This window comes from Marinomonas ushuaiensis DSM 15871 (assembly GCF_000521805.1).
GTDB classification, from domain to species: domain Bacteria; phylum Pseudomonadota; class Gammaproteobacteria; order Pseudomonadales; family Marinomonadaceae; genus Marinomonas; species Marinomonas ushuaiensis.
The window spans coordinates 54,082-71,460 of sequence record NZ_JAMB01000003.1 but is presented as its reverse complement, the minus strand read 5'-3'; the positions used below and the strand labels follow the sequence as shown (position 1 = coordinate 71,460).

Annotated in this window: 16 protein-coding genes; 5 read left to right on the top strand and 11 right to left on the bottom strand. The window is 40.6% G+C overall.

From position 1 onward, the window contains the following. Nucleotides 1-40: 40 nt before the first annotated feature. Nucleotides 41-1,261, bottom strand: coding sequence for a tyrosine-type recombinase/integrase (locus MUS1_RS05050; protein WP_036159845.1), 1,221 nt, complete (start codon nt 1,259-1,261; stop codon nt 41-43). A 373-nt stretch (nt 1,262-1,634) separates the two neighbouring features. Between MUS1_RS05050 and MUS1_RS05045 the strand changes: the two genes are divergently transcribed. Together MUS1_RS05045 and MUS1_RS16365 are read left to right on the top strand one after the other, a co-directional pair. Next, entirely contained in the window at nt 1,635-1,814 is a 180-nt protein-coding gene (locus tag MUS1_RS05045; protein ID WP_036159844.1) for a hypothetical protein, read from the top strand. Continuing rightward, a complete protein-coding gene (locus tag MUS1_RS16365) occupies nt 1,751-1,978 on the top strand; it encodes a winged helix-turn-helix domain-containing protein (protein ID WP_084035560.1) in 228 nt (75 codons plus the stop codon). Before MUS1_RS05045 ends, MUS1_RS16365 begins: the two co-directional genes overlap by 64 nt. Nucleotides 1,979-2,132: 154 nt before the next feature. Here the strand turns inward: MUS1_RS16365 and MUS1_RS05040 are convergent, their stop codons facing one another. The 8 genes from MUS1_RS05040 to MUS1_RS05005 form a co-directional block, all read right to left on the bottom strand. Further along, nucleotides 2,133-2,894, bottom strand: coding sequence for an alpha/beta fold hydrolase (locus MUS1_RS05040; RefSeq protein WP_051436119.1), 762 nt, complete (start codon nt 2,892-2,894; stop codon nt 2,133-2,135). Beyond that, entirely contained in the window at nt 2,884-3,882 is a 999-nt protein-coding gene (locus MUS1_RS05035; RefSeq protein WP_051436118.1) for an isopenicillin N synthase family dioxygenase, read from the bottom strand. Before MUS1_RS05035 ends, MUS1_RS05040 begins: the two co-directional genes overlap by 11 nt. A gap of 79 nt (nt 3,883-3,961) precedes the next feature. Further along, a complete protein-coding gene (locus MUS1_RS05030; RefSeq protein ID WP_036159843.1) occupies nt 3,962-4,906 on the bottom strand; it encodes a LysR family transcriptional regulator in 945 nt (314 codons plus the stop codon). Between the two features lie 15 nt (nt 4,907-4,921). Then, complete coding sequence (gene yjjG / locus MUS1_RS05025) at nt 4,922-5,614, bottom strand: pyrimidine 5'-nucleotidase (protein WP_036159842.1); 693 nt, start codon at nt 5,612-5,614, stop codon at nt 4,922-4,924. Nucleotides 5,615-5,653: 39 nt separating this feature from the next. Continuing rightward, complete coding sequence (gene yjjX / locus MUS1_RS05020; protein WP_036159841.1) at nt 5,654-6,202, bottom strand: inosine/xanthosine triphosphatase; 549 nt, start codon at nt 6,200-6,202, stop codon at nt 5,654-5,656. Nucleotides 6,203-6,355: 153 nt separating this feature from the next. Continuing rightward, nucleotides 6,356-7,453 (bottom strand): chorismate synthase, encoded by a 1,098-nt coding sequence (gene aroC / locus MUS1_RS05015; RefSeq protein ID WP_036159840.1) that lies wholly within the window; start codon nt 7,451-7,453, stop codon nt 6,356-6,358. Between the two features lie 24 nt (nt 7,454-7,477). Further along, a complete protein-coding gene (gene prmB, locus MUS1_RS05010; RefSeq protein WP_036159839.1) occupies nt 7,478-8,386 on the bottom strand; it encodes a 50S ribosomal protein L3 N(5)-glutamine methyltransferase in 909 nt (302 codons plus the stop codon). Nucleotides 8,387-8,491: 105 nt separating this feature from the next. Further along, complete coding sequence (locus tag MUS1_RS05005; protein ID WP_036160109.1) at nt 8,492-9,463, bottom strand: RluA family pseudouridine synthase; 972 nt, start codon at nt 9,461-9,463, stop codon at nt 8,492-8,494. 470 nt (nt 9,464-9,933) lie between these two features. Between MUS1_RS05005 and rne the strand changes: the two genes are divergently transcribed. Together rne and MUS1_RS04995 are read left to right on the top strand one after the other, a co-directional pair. Then, nucleotides 9,934-13,095, top strand: a complete 3,162-nt coding sequence (rne, locus tag MUS1_RS05000; RefSeq protein ID WP_036159838.1) for a ribonuclease E — start codon at nt 9,934-9,936, stop codon at nt 13,093-13,095. A 121-nt stretch (nt 13,096-13,216) separates the two neighbouring features. Then, nucleotides 13,217-14,863 (top strand): SulP family inorganic anion transporter, encoded by a 1,647-nt coding sequence (locus MUS1_RS04995; protein WP_084035559.1) that lies wholly within the window; start codon nt 13,217-13,219, stop codon nt 14,861-14,863. 70 nt (nt 14,864-14,933) lie between these two features. Here MUS1_RS04995 and sppA read toward each other — a convergent pair whose 3' ends face one another. Both sppA and MUS1_RS04985 read right to left on the bottom strand, forming a co-directional pair. Continuing rightward, the gene (gene sppA / locus MUS1_RS04990; RefSeq protein WP_051436117.1) at nt 14,934-15,971 is read right to left on the bottom strand and encodes a signal peptide peptidase SppA; all 1,038 of its coding nucleotides are present in this window, start codon (nt 15,969-15,971) and stop codon (nt 14,934-14,936) included. A 3-nt stretch (nt 15,972-15,974) separates the two neighbouring features. Further along, complete coding sequence (locus MUS1_RS04985) at nt 15,975-16,619, bottom strand: HAD-IIIA family hydrolase (protein WP_036159837.1); 645 nt, start codon at nt 16,617-16,619, stop codon at nt 15,975-15,977. 67 nt (nt 16,620-16,686) lie between these two features. On the opposite strand from MUS1_RS04985, the gene MUS1_RS04980 reads away from it, so the two are divergent. Continuing rightward, nucleotides 16,687-17,112, top strand: a complete 426-nt coding sequence (locus MUS1_RS04980; protein ID WP_036159835.1) for a MaoC family dehydratase — start codon at nt 16,687-16,689, stop codon at nt 17,110-17,112. The last annotated feature ends 267 nt before the right edge of the window (nt 17,113-17,379 follow it).

The following is a 17,379-nucleotide window of genomic DNA, read 5'->3' as shown; positions in this document are numbered from 1 at the left end:
GAAAAGTGATATAGGGAGAGTTTATAGACTCTCCCTATATCTATATTGTTGTAGCCTTATTCCAATCCTCCATAAGCAACCTTCTTTTCTGTAATAAATCCCCACGTTGATAAGCTGCCTCGGCTTGGTCTTTCAGTTTATGCGCCAGGGCGTGCTCAATGACTTCTCTAGGGAAGCTGGTGGTTTCACCAGCCCAATCCCTAAATGTTGAACGGAAGCCATGCTGAGTTAAGTCTTTTCGATCCATGCGCTTGAGAACCGCTGTAAGCGTCATGTCTGACATCTGCTTACCTTGTTGACCAGGAAAGACTAAATTGCCACCAGCGATGCGAGGAAGCTCGTTTAGTATCTTCATTGCGCCAGAAGAAAGTGGCACACGATGTTCTTTTCTCGCTTTCATACGTTCTGCTGGGATGATCCATATCTTGTTATCAAAATCTATTTCATTCCATGTAGCACCACGAACTTCACCAGAACGAGCAACGGTTAAAATTGAAAATTCAAGCGCCCTGGCTGAAAGGCCGGGGCGCTTAGATAGCTCTTTCATGAAATTACTTATTTCAGCGTAGGGTAGTGCGGCATGGTGTTTACGTTTTTGGATTTTACTTGGTTCTGGAAGTAATGGTTTTAGCATGCCTTTCCAACCAGCTGGATTATCGCCTTCTCTAAACTCTTTTGCTTTAGCGTAGTCTAGGATTGTTTCGATACGACCTCGTAAACGACTAGCTGTTTCGTTTTTCTCAAGCCATATGGGCTGAAGCACTTCAAGTATGTGTGTTTTGTTGATTTGATTAACGGCTAGATGGCCAATTATTGGAAAAGCGTAATTTTCTAAGCTAGATCGCCATTGGGCGATGTGCTTTATATTCTTAAGTTCTTTTTCCTTCATATTTAATACTAACTGAGCGCACTCACTAAAGCTGGTGTTTCTACCTTGCTCTCGAATAGCCTCAGCTTTTCTTTCTTGCTTAGCTTCAATAGGGTTGATACCTGCTTTGATTTCACTACGAAGCTCTCTGGCTTTATCTCTCGCTTCAGAAAGTGTAACTTCAGGATAACTACCCAAGCCAAGAAATAGACGGTTAGGAACCTTTTTGCCTTCTTTGTTTATCCTGGTTCCCATGAGCATGTTGAGCACCCAGCTCCTGGAGTTACCAGCAACCTTTAAAGACAGACCGCTGACACCGCCAACAGCATGGCGACCTTCTTTTTTTATCTTAGATACAGCAAGGGCAGTAAGTTCTTTTGCAATTTTTGGCATCGAATCACCTTGTACATCAACCAGTACATCAATAGAAGCTAGATTTTAGTATATCTCGCTGGACGCTATTGGAAAAGATATTTCTATAAGTTACTGATATATAATGAATTAATATATCATAGTGAACTTTAATGGAACCTATTATGGCGGACTTGCTCACCGCCATTATTCCAGTGGAACTGAAGCGATATAATCATTTTAGTTGTACTACGAAAAGCCAGTTAGATTAACGTCTAACTGGCTTTTTTGTGTTTTCTTTCTAATCTAGTATTAACTTCCACTATGTTCTTTAATAAAGATCTTGTTTCGCCTTAAAAATAGGTTTGTTAACTTGGTCTCTAATTCTCTGAGTAAGTAGCCTGATGAGTAGATAGTGGAAACTCTCGGCTTTAAAGAGATACAAGAAGAATACTATCATTCACTTCGAGAAGCAGATGCCAAATCTGACAGCAGTGTTTTTATTGAATTTTTACTATCTGCTATGAATGAATCGCTTACGGAAGCGATTCATTCAGAAGGAAAAACGCGGGTAAAACAACAGATCAAATATTAGCCGTCTTAACAGAGTTCCCAGACTTAGCACTTGTCGACGTTGCTAGTCGTATCAGTCGCTCTGTGAGTACTGTAGAGCGAGCTGTATCAAAGCTAAAGAAAGAAGGGCGTATAGAGTATCAAGGCCCTAAGAAAAATGGTGTGTGGTTGGTTATTCAAATTTAGCAATGTGTCGTACTTTAACTTTAAACCTATGCTGATAGTTTTAAATTAAGGCCTAAAGCTAGGCAATAAGTCATAACACCAAGGTAATACATACTTACTCACTAATTCCGATAATAACATTTATCGGAATTAGTGAGTAAGTATCGGTTATCACCTAGAGCACGAAATCTTTGATAATTATTGATAATTCTTCTGGCATGACCACTTGTGGAAAATGTCCGCAATCTAAACTCACTGTTTTATCTACTTTTGTTAATGACTGCATTTCTTTTTGTACTGTCAATAAAATTGAATTGTCATTTGACGCTTCAATATAAAACTTAGGTATTTTACCTGCTCGTTCATTCGTCAATGTCACGGAAACTAAACGAGATTCGTCTGGCTGAACCACCATTTTTTGCGCTATTTCAGATATGATTTCATCAGAAACATCTTGAAGAAAGATTTTCTTGATGCCATCAAGACTGTCAACATAACTACCATACTTGGTTTTTTTCAAGTAAGTTGAAATACCACTGATGTCTATATTGTCTCTCTGTCCAACTTTTGAGCTAATTTCACCGTATGACATTCCTGATGGAAGCATCATTCCGGCAGCATATATAATGCCCGATACCATATCTGGCCTTGCTTCAGCTACGGCGGTTGCTGTTAAGCCGCCTCCTGAGTGAGCAATAAGCCACACAGGTTCGTCTAATTCATCAATTAAATCGTACACATGAGCAATGTAATCATTTAATGATGCTCTAGATTCAAGGGACTCTTCTTTGCTTTGGCTGCCTGGTAAATTTAGCCAATAACAGTGATATTCAGCGCCATCAAAATACGGCTTTAATGCTGACCATCCCCAGCCACTGACCCAAGCGCCATGTATAAAAACTAAATTCTTATGAGGCATTGTTGTTTTATTTTTCATTATTATTCCCCGAGTAAGTTTTTTTATACATATCACGCATATGAGACTCCACACTAATAGGTGGATATTTAGGGGCGCTATTAGGTTCTAAGCAAGTTGGTAAACAGGAAACAATATGATCAGGATTACCACTGTAGAAAAAAGGCATTGAATATCGTGCTTTACCACTTGTGTTGATCACTCTGTGTAATGTTGAATTGTATTTATCATTGGTCCAACGAGAAATCATATCGCCCAGATTGACAATAAAACTGCCTTCAATCGGTTGTGCCTCTATCCAAGCATCGTTTTTTCTATCCCATACTTGCAATCCTCCATTGTCATCTTGTAACAACAGAGTAAGCCCGCCAAAATCAGTATGAGCACCACAGCCCTTTTCATTCGGTAATGGATTTTTAGGTTGTGGCGGATAATGTAGCATGCGTAAAAGTGTTGTTGGATCATGATTAAATTCAGAAAAATAATCTTTTGGTAATTCTAGCGACAAGGCTAAAAGAGACATCAAACTTTTCGCTAACTCGGTCATCTCATGGATATACTGGGTGGCGGCTTTTTGAAAATATTGGGCGTTTTTCGGCCATTGATTTTGACCATAATTAAAGCGTCCTGCTTTCACCATTGGGTGGTCATCGCCGTGCTCAATGCCTATATAAAGCCCCTCTTTAAAGTCTGGTGGTGCGCCAGCTTCTAGGGTTTGATTTCTAATAGGCTCGTAACCACGATTGGCCGTTGAGTGCTTCTTATCAAGTCGCATTTTTTCTGCATCACTGAGATTAAAAAAAGATTTAGCCTCTTCCGTTAACTGTTTTATAAGAGAGGCATCTATTCCATGTCCCGTAATATAGAAAAAACCTTTATCTCGACAAGCGTGCCCTATTTCCTTTGCCAGACTTAATAATTTCTCAGGTGTTGCTGTTGCGTAGCCTTCGATATTAATAATAGGTAAGCCGTTTTCATGCTTCTCTTTGTTTACTTCTTGCTCTTTCATCACTGGTGCCTTTCGTTTTACTAATAAGATCAGAACACAATAGCAAGTAGAATTGATGCCGAATAGAGATTATTTTAGATCACACTGATGCCAAATTAGCATCATTATGTTTAAGGGATAGCCTTTCAATTTCATTGGCCATCTCTCTTACCAAAAAATCCACAGCAACAGGCAGCGTGCGTTTAGCTCGAACATAAAGTCCAAGCTCAGAAATCAATTGAACACGATTAATAATAGGGATGTGAACCAACCGACATTGTTCAATATCCGATTCAATGCCTATCTTAGTTTGAAACGCAATGCCCATGCCTTTCAGTGCAAGATTGCGGGACAAAGCGACAGAGCTTGACTCAATAATAGAGCAAGAAGTAGGCAGTTTGCCCTTTAGTGATGCCAGCTTTTGATACATGGATAAATCAGATTTACTCAATATAAGAGGAAACGGTAAGCAATCCTCATAAGTTACCTGTGCTTTACTGGCGAGTGGATGGTCTGGGGTTACAACAGCACCAAAATGAAACGTCCCCATTTTGACTTGGTATAAATCTGGATGTCTTTCAAGATCAAAAACGATTCCAATATCAGCCTTCCCTTCAATGATGTCATTTGGAATAGAATTCGATCCAGCAATACGAATGCCAATGCTAACATTAGGGTAACGCTGTTTAAAATCCTCTAAAAGGTTTGGCAGTAATTCAACCGTGGGCCCTTCGACACTAAGGATCTCAATATGGCCTCGCTGCAAGCCTTGTAATGCTTCTAGCTCTGAATAAACCCGTTCAGAGTCCTGTAAGACAAGACGTACATGCTGTGCAAAGCTCTCACCTGCAGCGGTCAATACTATCCCCTTTGGCAACCTTTCAAATAATTGTACGCCTAAATCATATTCTAACTTCTGAATCTGCCTACTGACTGCAGAAGACGCAATATCAAGAGAGCGAGCAGCCTCACGAATCGACCCTAAACGATAAACAGCATCGAAATAGTAAATTGATGGTGCATGGTAGCGTCTTCTTGGTTTCATTTTTATCGTTCCAGCTTATTTTTGAGGGGCATTATTTTTAATAATATCTAATAATTCCTGTAAGTTTCTAATTTGAAATGTTGGCTGAACTTCCGCTGTATAATCTTTGTCATGATGATTCAACCAACAAGTATCAAAACCAAAGTTATTGCCACCAAGAATGTCAGACTCTAACGTATCGCCAACCATAAGAACTTGAGCTTTATCTGGTGCACCCATTTGTTCATATGCGTGTTGGAATATCAAAGGGTTCGGTTTGGCGACCCCAACTAATTCAGATATGACTACAGGCAAAAAATAAGATTGAAGCCCTGTACGCTCTAAACGGATTTGCTGTAATTGAGCAAATCCATTTGTGATGATACCCATCTTAATGTTGTTTTCATGCAGATACGTTATTAACTCAGTTGCTCCTGGTAACGTTTTACAAATCTCAGCCATGGAGTCTAAAAATTGAGAATTTAATTCGCTTGTGCTGATATTTAACTTATCGCTCCAATGCTTGAATCGATGATTTTGAAGTTGTTCAGCATTAATCTGACCGTTTTGATATTCGACCCATAAAGGCTTGTTTAAGCTTTGGTACTCATCAAAATCAGTTTGGCTAAAGCTCACATCGTAACGTGAGAACATATTTTTAAGACCGGCGAAATTGTCGAAATAAAAAATTGTTTCGTCCGCATCAAATAAGATCCATTGATATTTCATTTTATTGGCTTCTATCTACAAAAATTATGAGTAATAAAGTTATGAGTAATGCTCTGGGTGTAAAGCTGGTGCAAGCGCTAGAATTAGAGCCTGCGTGTAGATGCTTTCTCTTGTTGCGTTATGATTGGTGAGTAGGCCAATTGCACCGCCTTTTTGTCGAATATTAGAGGTATTAAATAAGTCATCCATGACAAGACCAAGTTCTTCGCCATTTTTTAATCGTTTAAATACTTTATTTGGTAAAGGTAAGTTCGCTGAACGGCCTGTCATTAATGTATTATTTTTGCAATTAATGATAGCAACATAAGCGAAGGTCACTGCGCCCTCCTCAAATTCATCAACACCACCTTCCATTGCGACCAAATAATCAGCTGTTTTGGTGTATTGTTGAGCGCAATAGCGAACTCGATTTTGTGCGCCCAAACGTGTTTCATGCTCCGTCATAGGTTGATCTGCAACGCCAGATGACGCTGAAAAGCCTTCACACCGAATGGTATGGTCTGGAAAAGCAGCGGAAAAAGCATTTTTTGCCGAGTTCACTTTCACCGGATTAGTTGAACCTACAATGATGCGAATAATGCTAGACATGATCTTTCCTTACCTTTGGAGAATGGATTTGAAGTTTGTTAGTTTTTACTTTATTTCAGAAATAAAAAGGCCGCTATATACAAATAAATAGCGGCTCTCTTGGTTGATCTAACATTCCAATTGAATTGCTAAATAGCAATTCAATTTCTTTAGTTATGCTTGCCCTTTGATAATCGGCGTAGCACATACTACATCAGAGTTCTGTGCGCGATGTCTTAGTAAATGATCCATTATCGTCAATGCCAACATAGCTTCTGCGATTGGCGTTGCGCGGATACCAACACAAGGATCATGGCGACCTTTGGTGATGACATCAATGGCGTTACCAGAACGATCGATACTTTTGCCTGGAATCGTAATACTTGAGGTTGGTTTTAGAGCCATATGAACAATAATATCTTGTCCTGATGAAATGCCACCTAAAACACCACCTGCATGGTTAGTTAAAAAACCTTCCGGTGTCATCTCATCTCTATGTTCGCTGCCTTTTTGCTCAACAACGTCAAAGCCATCACCGATTTCAACGCCTTTCACCGCGTTTATACTCATAATCGCTTTCGCAATATCAGCGTCTAAACGATCAAAAACAGGGGCACCTAATCCAGGCATGAGGTTTTTTGCGATAACGGTAATCTTCGCGCCAACAGAATCACCTTCACGACGCAATGCTGTCATGTAGGCTTCAAGCTCAGGAATCGCGTCTGGATCAGGGCTAAAAAAACTATTCTCATACACTTGGCTAAGATCTTTTACTTCAAGCTTAATTGGGCCAAGCTGAGATAAGAAACCTTGAATTTCAATTCCAAATTGCTGCTTTAGGTATTTTTTAGCAATCGCACCCGCTGCAACTCGCATTGCAGTTTCACGAGCAGATGAACGACCGCCACCGCGATAATCACGGAAACCATATTTTTGATCGTAAGTGTAATCGGCATGAGCTGGACGAAATGTGTCTGCAATATTGCCATAGTCTTTTGAGCGTTGATCGGTGTTTTCGATCTGCAATCCTATTGGAGTGCCGGTTGTTTTGCCTTCAAACACACCTGAAAGAATCTTAACTTCGTCAGCTTCACGACGCTGTGTTGTGTGTTTTGATGTGCCGGGTTTGCGTAGGTTTAAATCATGCTGTAAATCCGCTTCACAAATCTCGATTCCCGGTGGGCAACCATCAACAATTGCACCTAATGCAATACCGTGACTTTCACCGAATGTGGTGACTTTAAAAAGTGTTCCAAATGTATTGCCAGACATAAGTTATTTTTGCTCTTGTTGTAGTTAGCTAAGTAGTAGTTCGCTAAGTTGTTCTTTTGTTAGGATGAAAACGCCATTACCACCTTGCTCTAACTCCACCCACATAAAGGAAATATTTGGGTAGGCAGCCTGTAGTGCGTTTTCTGTGTTCCCTACTTCGTATACTAATATACCGTCATCTCTCAGATAATGCGCGGCTTGAGCCAAAAAATCATGAGTAAATGTAAGCCCATCTTCACCTGATGTAAGAGCCAGCTCTGGTTCATTATGAAATTCTGCAGGGGCGCTTTCGAAATCTTCTGCGTCTACATAAGGTGGATTGCAAATAATCAAATCATATTGCTTACCAACTAAGGCTTTAAACATATCGGAATGAATAGCTTCGACTCTGTCTTCAACTTGATGTCGCAGAATGTTTTCGTTTGCCACCAATAGTGCTTTTTCACTAATATCAGTGATATCAACCTGAGCGTCTTCAAAAACTAACGCAGCTGCAATGCCTAAACAACCAGACCCCGTACACATATCAAGAATATTAAGAGGATAGTTTTTAAGCCAAGGCACAAATTCGCTTTCTAACAAAGCCATAATAGGCGAACGAGGAATTAAGGTGTCTTTGGTGACTTTGAACGGCAAGCCCATAAACCAAGCTTCACCTAGTAAATAAGGAAGAGGTTCTCGCTTTGTAATACGAGTTTGAACAAGCTTTAATATGTGTTTTTTCTCATCATAAGTAAGCGCACAATCGAGCATGTCACGGTCAAAGTCTAATGGTAGTTTTAGTGCTCCCATCACAAGCTGGACAGCCTCATCCCAAGCATTGTCAGTACCGTGACCATAAAACAAATCTGCTTTTTGGAAGCGGCTAAATGTCCATCGAATAAAATCTTTAATCGTTGATAGATCTTTAATGACTGTTTGACTTTTACTCATTATCTCTTCTTATTAATAGATGCACGATTATGCGAAAACGCATTATAACGATTATTCCTAAGCGTCTCTATATTGTTGCCTATATTCGACAATCTAATGATTTCATTAAGGAAATGCTGAAATTAATTTTTCATTCATTAACGTTTGCCATTCTTTCTCTATTGGCGCTTCAAATAACATACGTTCACCATTAAGCATGATGTCCAAACGTGTGGCATGTAAGCACAAACGCTTAAAGCCTAACGCTTTCGTTTCTTTCAACGACTCAATAGGTGAATATTTTTCATCGCCCACAATTGGATAGCCTGCGTGTAAAGTGTGAACACGGATTTGATGAGTTCGACCTGTTACTGGCTCACACTCAACCAGACTGTAACCTTCAAATTGTCTAACTAATTTAAATCTCGTTAAGCTTTCCTTTCCATCGGTGTGAACTTTTACAACTCGTTCACCCGACTTCAACTCATTCTTCAATAGTGGTGCGTTAACCTGAAGTTTACGTTTTGGCCAACTACCATAAACCAACGCCAGATACGTTTTTTGGACACCTTCTTTTTCTCGTAATGCCGTATGCAATTCTTTTAATACCGCTCGCTTCTTGGCAACCATAATCAGACCGGAAGTATCTCTGTCTAAGCGATGCACAAGTTCAATGAATTTTTCTAAAGGGCGCATTTGTCGAACCACTTCAACAAGCCCAAAGCTTAGGCCGCTACCACCGTGGACAGCCAATCCAGAAGGTTTATTTATAACAATTAGACCCTTGTCTTCATATACGATACGAGACTCTATCTCGTTTTTTAATCGATCAGATAAAGTGGGTTTTTCTGATTCCGGTGCAATAACAATAGGCGCAATACGAACTACGTCTTCGATTTGAAGACGGTAGTCTGGCTTAGTACGTTTTTTATTAACCCGTATTTCACCTTTTCTAAGCAAGTTATAAATCTTTCCTTTAGGTACTCCTTTTAAGAAGGTAACCAAGAAATTATCTATGCGTTGCCCCAAATTGTTCTCGTCAATGGTGACGTAACGAACCGCTGGGCGCTCTGCTGAGTTTTGTTCTGAGTTCGAGATAAGCAAAGATTGGTTTCCTTTATAATTGAAGCACTTAGTTTTTACTGTTATATTCTATATCGCAAAGGGTAAGAGGCAACAAAACACCTCGAAGATAAGATGAAGAATTGAATATAAATTACCAAAGCGACACTTTGGCACCTATCTTACCTTTGTAACAGTCAATCTTAAATAATAAACCGCATGATTCGGAAAAATCCGCTTCAGTGGAAGGAATTCTCATTATATTGCTCGACCGCGCGTTCGCGTCGTTCCATAAAAAAGCAAAGAAACGAGACCGCCTAAAGAAACTATTTAGTATTAATCACGGCAGCGACCGCACAAAAGCGTTTAACACAAGTAAACGAAACGCGTACTCCTCTTGCCAGAGAAGACTAAATGATTAGCTTTAGTGCTGAGTCAGATTTATTAATGGTTACCCTATCACTGCAGTGACTCTTTCGTTTCAGCTAACAGAGTTCACACATACAATGATTAGAATGCTTATAAATGCAACTCAACAAGAAGAGTTGCGCGTCGCCCTAGTTGACGGTCAACGTCTATATGATCTAGATATCGAATCCGGTTCGCGCGAACAGAAAAAATCCAATATTTATAAAGGTCGCATCACTCGCATTGAGCCGAGTCTTGAAGCTGCTTTTGTTGATTTTGGAGCAGATCGCCACGGTTTCCTTCCTCTAAAAGAAATCTCTAAAACTTACTTCTCTAAAAAGTCCAATCATGAAGGCCGAATTAACATCAAAGATGTGTTAAGCGAAGGTCAAGAAGTGATTGTTCAAGTAGATAAAGAAGAACGCGGTAACAAAGGCGCGGCGCTAACAACATTTGTTAGCTTGGCCGGTCGTTATTTAGTTTTGATGCCTAATAACCCACGTGCTGGCGGTATTTCACGTCGAATCGATGGTGATGACAGATCACACCTCAAAGAAGCAATGTCTGGCCTTAATACACCAGAAAATGGCGGGTTGATTGTTCGTACTGCCGGTGTCGGTCGCTCTACTGAAGAACTTCAATGGGATTTGGATTACCTAGATACGCTTTGGAATTCGATCACTAAAGCCGCTTCAGAAAAGCCAGCGCCTTTCTTAATTTACCAAGAAAGTAATATAGTGATTCGTGCTATTCGTGATTATCTTCGCGAAGACATTGGTGAAGTATTGATCGATGAAAAAGATGCTTACCAAGATGCGATCAACTTTGTTATGCAGGTTATGCCACATTTTAAATCGCGCATTAAAATGTACACGGATACAACACCTTTATTTAACCGTTTCCAAATTGAAAGCCAAATCGAAACTGCTTTCCAACGCGAAGTCCGTTTGCCTTCTGGTGGTTCAATTGTTATCGATCCTACAGAAGCACTTGTTTCTATCGATATCAACTCCGCTCGCGCAACCAAAGGCGGTGATATCGAAGAAACGGCACTACAAACAAACCTAGAAGCAGCAGACGAAATAGCTCGTCAATTACGCTTGCGAGATATTGGTGGCTTGGTGGTTATCGACTTTATCGATATGACACCAGTTCGCAATCAAAAAGAAGTTGAAAACCGCATGAAGAATGCGTTAGAAGCCGACCGTGCACGCGTCCAAATTGGCCGTATTTCACGCTTCGGTTTACTAGAAATGTCTCGTCAACGACTACGTCCATCACTGGGTGAAACCAGCGGTATCGTTTGTCCTCGCTGTAATGGACAAGGGTTTATCCGTGATGTAGAGTCGCTGGCTCTTTCAGTTCTACGCCTTATTGAAGAAGAATGCTCTAAAGAGCGCACGTCTCAAATTCGTGCCGTCTTGCCTGTTTCTGTTGCCACTTTCTTGCTTAACGAAAAACGAACCAACATTGCTAAAATAGAAAAGCGCAATAGTGTTCATATCATTCTTGTACCAAATCCTCACATGGAAACGCCACATTTCGAAGTGGAACGCATTCGTGATGACAGTTCAGTCGTTTCTCAAAATGAGAACAGCTACACGCTAGTGGAAACACCAGAGCAACCGCCATATGAACCGCGCCAGACGAATGAAAATGTTCGTCCACAAGCAGCGGTTACTAGCATTGCACCGAAATCACCAGCACCAGCGCACACAGCAACTGCACAAACTCCGACAACTCAAGCACCAACTGCACCAACTGCACGAAAAGCAAATAAACCGAGTATTTTCACTCGTATAATGAAAGCGTTATTTGGTGAGCCACAAAGTAAAGCAAACACGAAAAAAACAACGAAAACGAGTGCAAATACAACTACATCGAGTAATGAACGTAGTACTAGCAAACCAAGCACCAACACTCGCACAAATCGCAACAAGCGTAATGTAAAGCATCAGAACTCTGATCGCGATAACACGACAGAGAATAATCGCTCTACTCGTCAGTCTCGTAGAGAACAAGCTGAAGCAGGTTCAAAACCGAATAACAACAATCGCCGCAATAACAATAATCGCAGTAATAACAAACAAGAAACACCTGAAGCGAAAGTTGAAAAGCAAGAAGCTGCTGTAAAAGCACCTCGCCAACAACCAAGAGAAAAAGTGGTTCCTGAAGTTAAAGAACGTAAACGTGATCGCAATGACAATCGTCGTCGTAGCGGTAAGCTAAAAGACGAAGCTCTTGAAGCAACTAAGTTGCAAGAGCAAGAAGATGCGGCACTTATTGAAGCAGCACAATTAGCTGAAGTAGAGAACAACGAAAATGGTGATGAGCCACAACGTCGTTCTCGTCGTTCTCGTCGCTCTCGTCGCCCACAAAAAGATGATGCTAACACACAAGAAACAGCAGAAACGGATAACACTTCAGCAATTGAAGAAAAAACGACCAAAGCTGAAGCGGTAACAGTCGCCGATAATTCTAGTGAAGCAACAAAACCAGAAATTAAAGACGAAGCGGCCGTTGCTGAGAACACGACAGTTGAAAATACAGCTACTGAAAACACAGCAAAAACAGAAGAAACGCCAGTAAAAGCACAAGATGTTAAACCTGCCGTTGAAGCCGTTGAAGCCGTTGAAGCCGTTGAAGCCGTTGAAGCCGTTGAAGCCGTTGAAGCCGTTGAAGCCGTTGAAGCCGTTGAAGCCGAGAAGATAACAACAAAAACTGAAGAAGCAACACCTGTAGACGTATCTCCAACAGCGAAGCCGACAAAACCTAAAATGTCGGTGAAAGCTCAAATGAGAAAAATTGAAGCTCCTACTGAAGTGCTAGTTGAAGAAGCTACCCTTTCTGAAACAAATGCGGCGGAAGAAGTTAAAGCTACAGATTCAGTAGCAATAGAAACGCCTACTGAAGAAAAATCAGAAACAACAGCTGAAACAACAGCTGAAACAACAGCTGAAACAACAGCTGAAACAACAGCTGAAGAGAAACCAGCCACAGCAGGTCTCTCAACTCGAACACCTCGTCGTGGACGTGGTAAGCCAGCAGTACAACAAGCCAGCGCCCAGACTAAAGCGCCTGTTGAATTGCCTGCTGCCATTTTAGCTCAGCAAGAAAAGCTGCGTCAGGAACAGGAAGAAAAACGTAATGCGACTACTTCTCGTCGACGCTCAGCCGCAGGTCGAGTTAAAAATGACCCAAGGCTAGCACTTGAAGAAAATAAAGCCGCGGAAGCAAGTCCAGATACAAACGCAGAGTAATCTAACGTTTTATTTGAACCAAAAAAAGAGCCCGCATTTATGCGGGCTCTTTTGTAAATAAGATAAAATATATAATATCAATAGTCTAATATGAACATAGATCACGTATAGGTAAACCATAATGATCATTGATTTTTCTCGCTTTAAAGATTGGGTTCTTATTGGCGATTTATTTGGTGGAGCAACTACCGCAATCGTCTCTCTTCCTTTAGCTCTGGCTTTTGGTGTAGCCTCGGGGGCAGGAGCAGAAGCTGGCTTATGGGGAGCCATTCTAGTTGGTTTTTTTGCTGCGCTATTTGGTGGCTCCACGAGTCTTATCTCTGAGCCAACAGGTCCAATGACGGTTATCATGACCGCAGTACTGACTAGCATGATGGCAAGCAGTCCAGAAAATGGTTTAGCGATGGCATTCACTGTCGTCATGATTGCAGGTGTTTTTCAAATTACACTTGGTTATTTAAAACTTGGTAAATACATTACATTAATGCCGTACAGTGTAATTTCTGGGTTTATGTCTGGTATAGGCATTATTTTAATTATTCTGCAGCTTGCGCCATTCCTAGGGCACCCATCGCCATCAGGCGGAGTAATAGGGACAATTAGCGCCCTCCCTGATCTTATTTTCAATTTGAAATTTTCAGAACTTTTCCTCGGTCTTTTAACCTTAGGCGTACTATTTTATCTACCTAAACAATGGCGTCGATTTGTTCCGCCTCAGCTTGTTGCTTTGGTCGCTATTACGCTTGTTTCAATTATATTATTTAACAATGCCGATGTACGCCGGATTGGTGTTATTCCATCAGGTTTGCCTAGCATTCATTGGCCACATTTTGAAATGGCAGTCATTATTGAGATGATAATAAATGGCTTAGTGCTTGGTACATTAGGTTGTATCGATACGCTTTTAACTGCAGTTATTGCAGACAGTTTGACTCGTAAAGAGCATGATTCAAATCGCGAATTAATCGGTCAAGGTGTTGCAAATTTCTTCTCAGGCTTATTAGGTGGGTTGCCTGGTGCTGGTGCAACAATGGGAACTGTTGTGAATATTCAATCAGGAGGTAAGTCTCCTCTAGCGGCTATTGCAAGGGCTTTAATTCTGCTTTTGGTTGTTCTTGGTGCATCCAATCTAATCAGTCCAATTCCAATGGCGGTACTCGCTGGTATCGCCTTATATGTAGGGATTAACATTCTTGATTGGAGTTTTTTGAAGCGAGCTCACAAAGTTGCACTTTCGCCAACCATTATTATGTATGGAGTAATGGCTCTCACTGTATTTGTGGATTTGATGGTTGCCGTAGGTATTGGTGTTTTCATTGCAAACATTATGACTATTGAAAAATTAAGTCGTTTACAATCAGGTAATGTAAAAGCTATCAGTGATGCTGACGACGACATCTCTTTATCTGATGATGAAAAAGCCCTACTTGATCAGGCTGATGGTCGAGTTTTACTATTTTATCTAACAGGCCCAATGATTTTTGGAGCCAGTAAAGCGATAGCGAAACATCATAACCGCATTCATAACTACAAGGCCGTAGTATTAGACCTAAGCGCTGTTCCTATGATGGACTTAACTATTGGCCTAGCTTTAGAAAATGCGATTAAAGATGCGATAGAGGCAAACTGCGACGTTTATATCTTCAGTCCAAACGGGCAAACGACAGAACGATTAGAAAAACTAGGCGTTCTAAAACGCCTACCTCATAATGCATTTTGTGACTCAAGAAAGTCTGCGTTAACCCAAGCGGTTAACAATCTTAAATAATTAATAAAAAACACCCTTTAATAACAATTAGAGGGAGTTGTTACTTTCTTTTTAATTATCCTGAAGTGATTTATCGAATGGTCGTTGAACTCATTATTTTAGTTGCCATTTCAACACCAAATTCTTTTGCTAACTCTCTCCATGAATCTTTCTTAGGTTCGTAATTAATTGGTTTAGCATTAGGAAAACGAAGCTTCAACAAGTCATGAACACTTGATAATCCATCAATAAGACCAATATCTACGGCTTGATAACCAGTAAAGATCATACCGCTAAAAACATCGTCTGTTACAGTCAATCTATCGCCGCGACCATCTTTGACCGCTTTAATGAATTGCTGATGCGTTTCATCCAATACCGCTTGCCACTTTGTTGTTGCTTCTTCTGTCATTGGGGTAAAAGGGTCAAGAAATGCTTTATTTCGCCCCGCTGTAAACGTCCGACGTTCAACACCTAGTTTTTCAAGCAAGTTACTTGCATCAAAACCAGAAGAGATTACACCGATTGAACCCACTAAGCTGGCTTTATCTGCGTAAATTTCACTTGCTGCAGAAGCGATATAATACCCACCAGATGCGGCCATATCTTCAACAACGACAATTATTGGAATTTCAGGGTAAGTTTGTTTCTTAGTTTGAATCGCATCATAAATAATGCCCGAATGCACAGGACTTCCGCCAGGGCTGTTCATTTCTATAACAACACCAGTTAACTGACTATTTCGATATGCACTATCTAGTAAACCAACAAACTCATAAGATTCAATTTCTGAGTCAGCACCTATCACACCTCGCATTGGAATCATGGCAACAACATCACCGTCTAGGTTTACTTCAGGTAATTCCGAGCGTAAGAACCAACCTGCTGTAATGGCAAAAATGATAGAAAGAGTCACAAGGCGGAAGAATATTTTCCAGCGTCTAGTACGACGTTTCTCTATAAGGTTCTCACTCAGTGATTTTTCAAGTAACGACCAAATTTCTTTATTTGGATCTAGACGCTGTTCTTCTTGTGCGCCCTCCTCTTTATTCAGCTCTCCTTGCTGTTCAGTCAAATCTCTATTTTGTCCACGAGATGTTTTTTGATCTTCCTCTTCAGTCCAACTCATTTCTTATAATCCTAAAATATTTGTTAGTTCGTTAAAGTTGTTAATCAGTGCGTGTGGCTGGCAAGCTTTTAAGCGAGCCTCTTTATGTGCACCGTAAGTCACGCCAATACTCTTCATGCCTGCGTTTGTTGCCATGTTTAGATCGTATTCAGTATCTCCAATCATGATAGCCTGTTCTGGAGGCAAGCTTAGCTCAGCCAGAATATGTTCTAGCATTAATGGATGCGGCTTAGAAAGCGCCTCATCAGCACAACGAGTACTGACAAAGAAGTCTTTTGTTCCCGTAAGAGACATGGCTCTTTCTAGGCCTCTTCGACTTTTACCTGTTGCAACTGCCATTTTAATACCAGACTTTTTTAATTTATTTAATGTTTCAATTACACCTGCGTATGGGTCAGCAGGTGTTTGATCCTTAGCAACATAAGTTTTCTTATAGTGCTCAATAATGACACCCTGCTCGTTTTCAGCTAACTCTGGCCAAATCACCTGAACCGCTTTATCTAATGATAAACCAATGATGTTTTTTACGTCTTCTTTGTTACGTTGCGGGGCATTTGCTAATAGAGCCGCATGCAACATGCTTTGACAAATTGTATCGATGGAATCAAATAAGGTACCGTCCCAATCAAAAATCACTAACTTAACCATAGATACCTCTTAAGAATAATGGGCCGAAAGTGTACCATAGCGATAAATTACAATATAAGGATAGGTGATGACTTCTGGATATACATTAGAACAACTTTCTATAGATCAAAACGTTGAGTATCGTAAAGTCGTTACTCAGGCAGATGTACAAGCTTTCGCAGATGTTACAGGCGATACAAATCCTGTTCATCTGGATGCAGAATACGCAGCGACTACAGCATTTGGTAAAACCATTGCTCATGGCATGCTAACGGCTGGCTTCATTTCAGCAGCAATTGGTACCAAATTGCCTGGGCCAGGCTGTATTTATCTTGAGCAGACATTGAAGTTTCGTGCTCCTGTTTTTGTTGGGCAAGAAGTGATAACTACTGTTACGGTTACAGATATTAATGAACGCCGCCGTCGTGCAACATTGAAAACAGTATGTGAATGTGAAGATAAAGTAGTTGTTACAGGTGAAGCCACGATTATGCTGCCAGCAGCAACGGCTTAACTCATTGTTAAAGTAGATAGATGAACATCATAAAAAAGAGCGGCAGACCTATTGGCTGTCGCTCTTTTTTTGTTTGTGAATTGATTTCATCTGCACTAAGCTCTTTAAAGCCAAGGAATACCCACTTCACCAAGCCCCTCATGCCACGGCACTAAGGATAATGTAGGATTGACTGGCCAATCCCCCCTGATTAACTGAGTTACTAACAAAACAGAGGCAATCTAGATCAAGTTTCTTCCAAGTAGGTCACACTTCATTGATAAAGTG

Excerpts from the sequence above, each read along its gene's own strand:
- MUS1_RS05050 (WP_036159845.1), bottom strand. The coding sequence starts at position 1,261 with ATGCCAAAAATTGCAAAAGAACTTACTGCCCTTGCTGTATCTAAGATA.
- MUS1_RS05040 (WP_051436119.1), bottom strand. The coding sequence starts at position 2,894 with ATGAAAAATAAAACAACAATGCCTCATAAGAATTTAGTTTTTATACAT.
- MUS1_RS05035 (WP_051436118.1), bottom strand. The coding sequence starts at position 3,882 with ATGAAAGAGCAAGAAGTAAACAAAGAGAAGCATGAAAACGGCTTACCT.
- MUS1_RS05030 (WP_036159843.1), bottom strand. The coding sequence starts at position 4,906 with ATGAAACCAAGAAGACGCTACCATGCACCATCAATTTACTATTTCGAT.
- yjjG (WP_036159842.1), bottom strand. The coding sequence starts at position 5,614 with ATGAAATATCAATGGATCTTATTTGATGCGGACGAAACAATTTTTTAT.
- yjjX (WP_036159841.1), bottom strand. The coding sequence starts at position 6,202 with ATGTCTAGCATTATTCGCATCATTGTAGGTTCAACTAATCCGGTGAAA.
- aroC (WP_036159840.1), bottom strand. The coding sequence starts at position 7,453 with ATGTCTGGCAATACATTTGGAACACTTTTTAAAGTCACCACATTCGGT.
- prmB (WP_036159839.1), bottom strand. The coding sequence starts at position 8,386 with ATGAGTAAAAGTCAAACAGTCATTAAAGATCTATCAACGATTAAAGAT.
- rne (WP_036159838.1), top strand. The coding sequence starts at position 9,934 with ATGATTAGAATGCTTATAAATGCAACTCAACAAGAAGAGTTGCGCGTC.
- MUS1_RS04995 (WP_084035559.1), top strand. The coding sequence starts at position 13,217 with ATGATCATTGATTTTTCTCGCTTTAAAGATTGGGTTCTTATTGGCGAT.
- sppA (WP_051436117.1), bottom strand. The coding sequence starts at position 15,971 with ATGAGTTGGACTGAAGAGGAAGATCAAAAAACATCTCGTGGACAAAAT.
- MUS1_RS04985 (WP_036159837.1), bottom strand. The coding sequence starts at position 16,619 with ATGGTTAAGTTAGTGATTTTTGATTGGGACGGTACCTTATTTGATTCC.
- MUS1_RS04980 (WP_036159835.1), top strand. The coding sequence starts at position 16,687 with ATGACTTCTGGATATACATTAGAACAACTTTCTATAGATCAAAACGTT.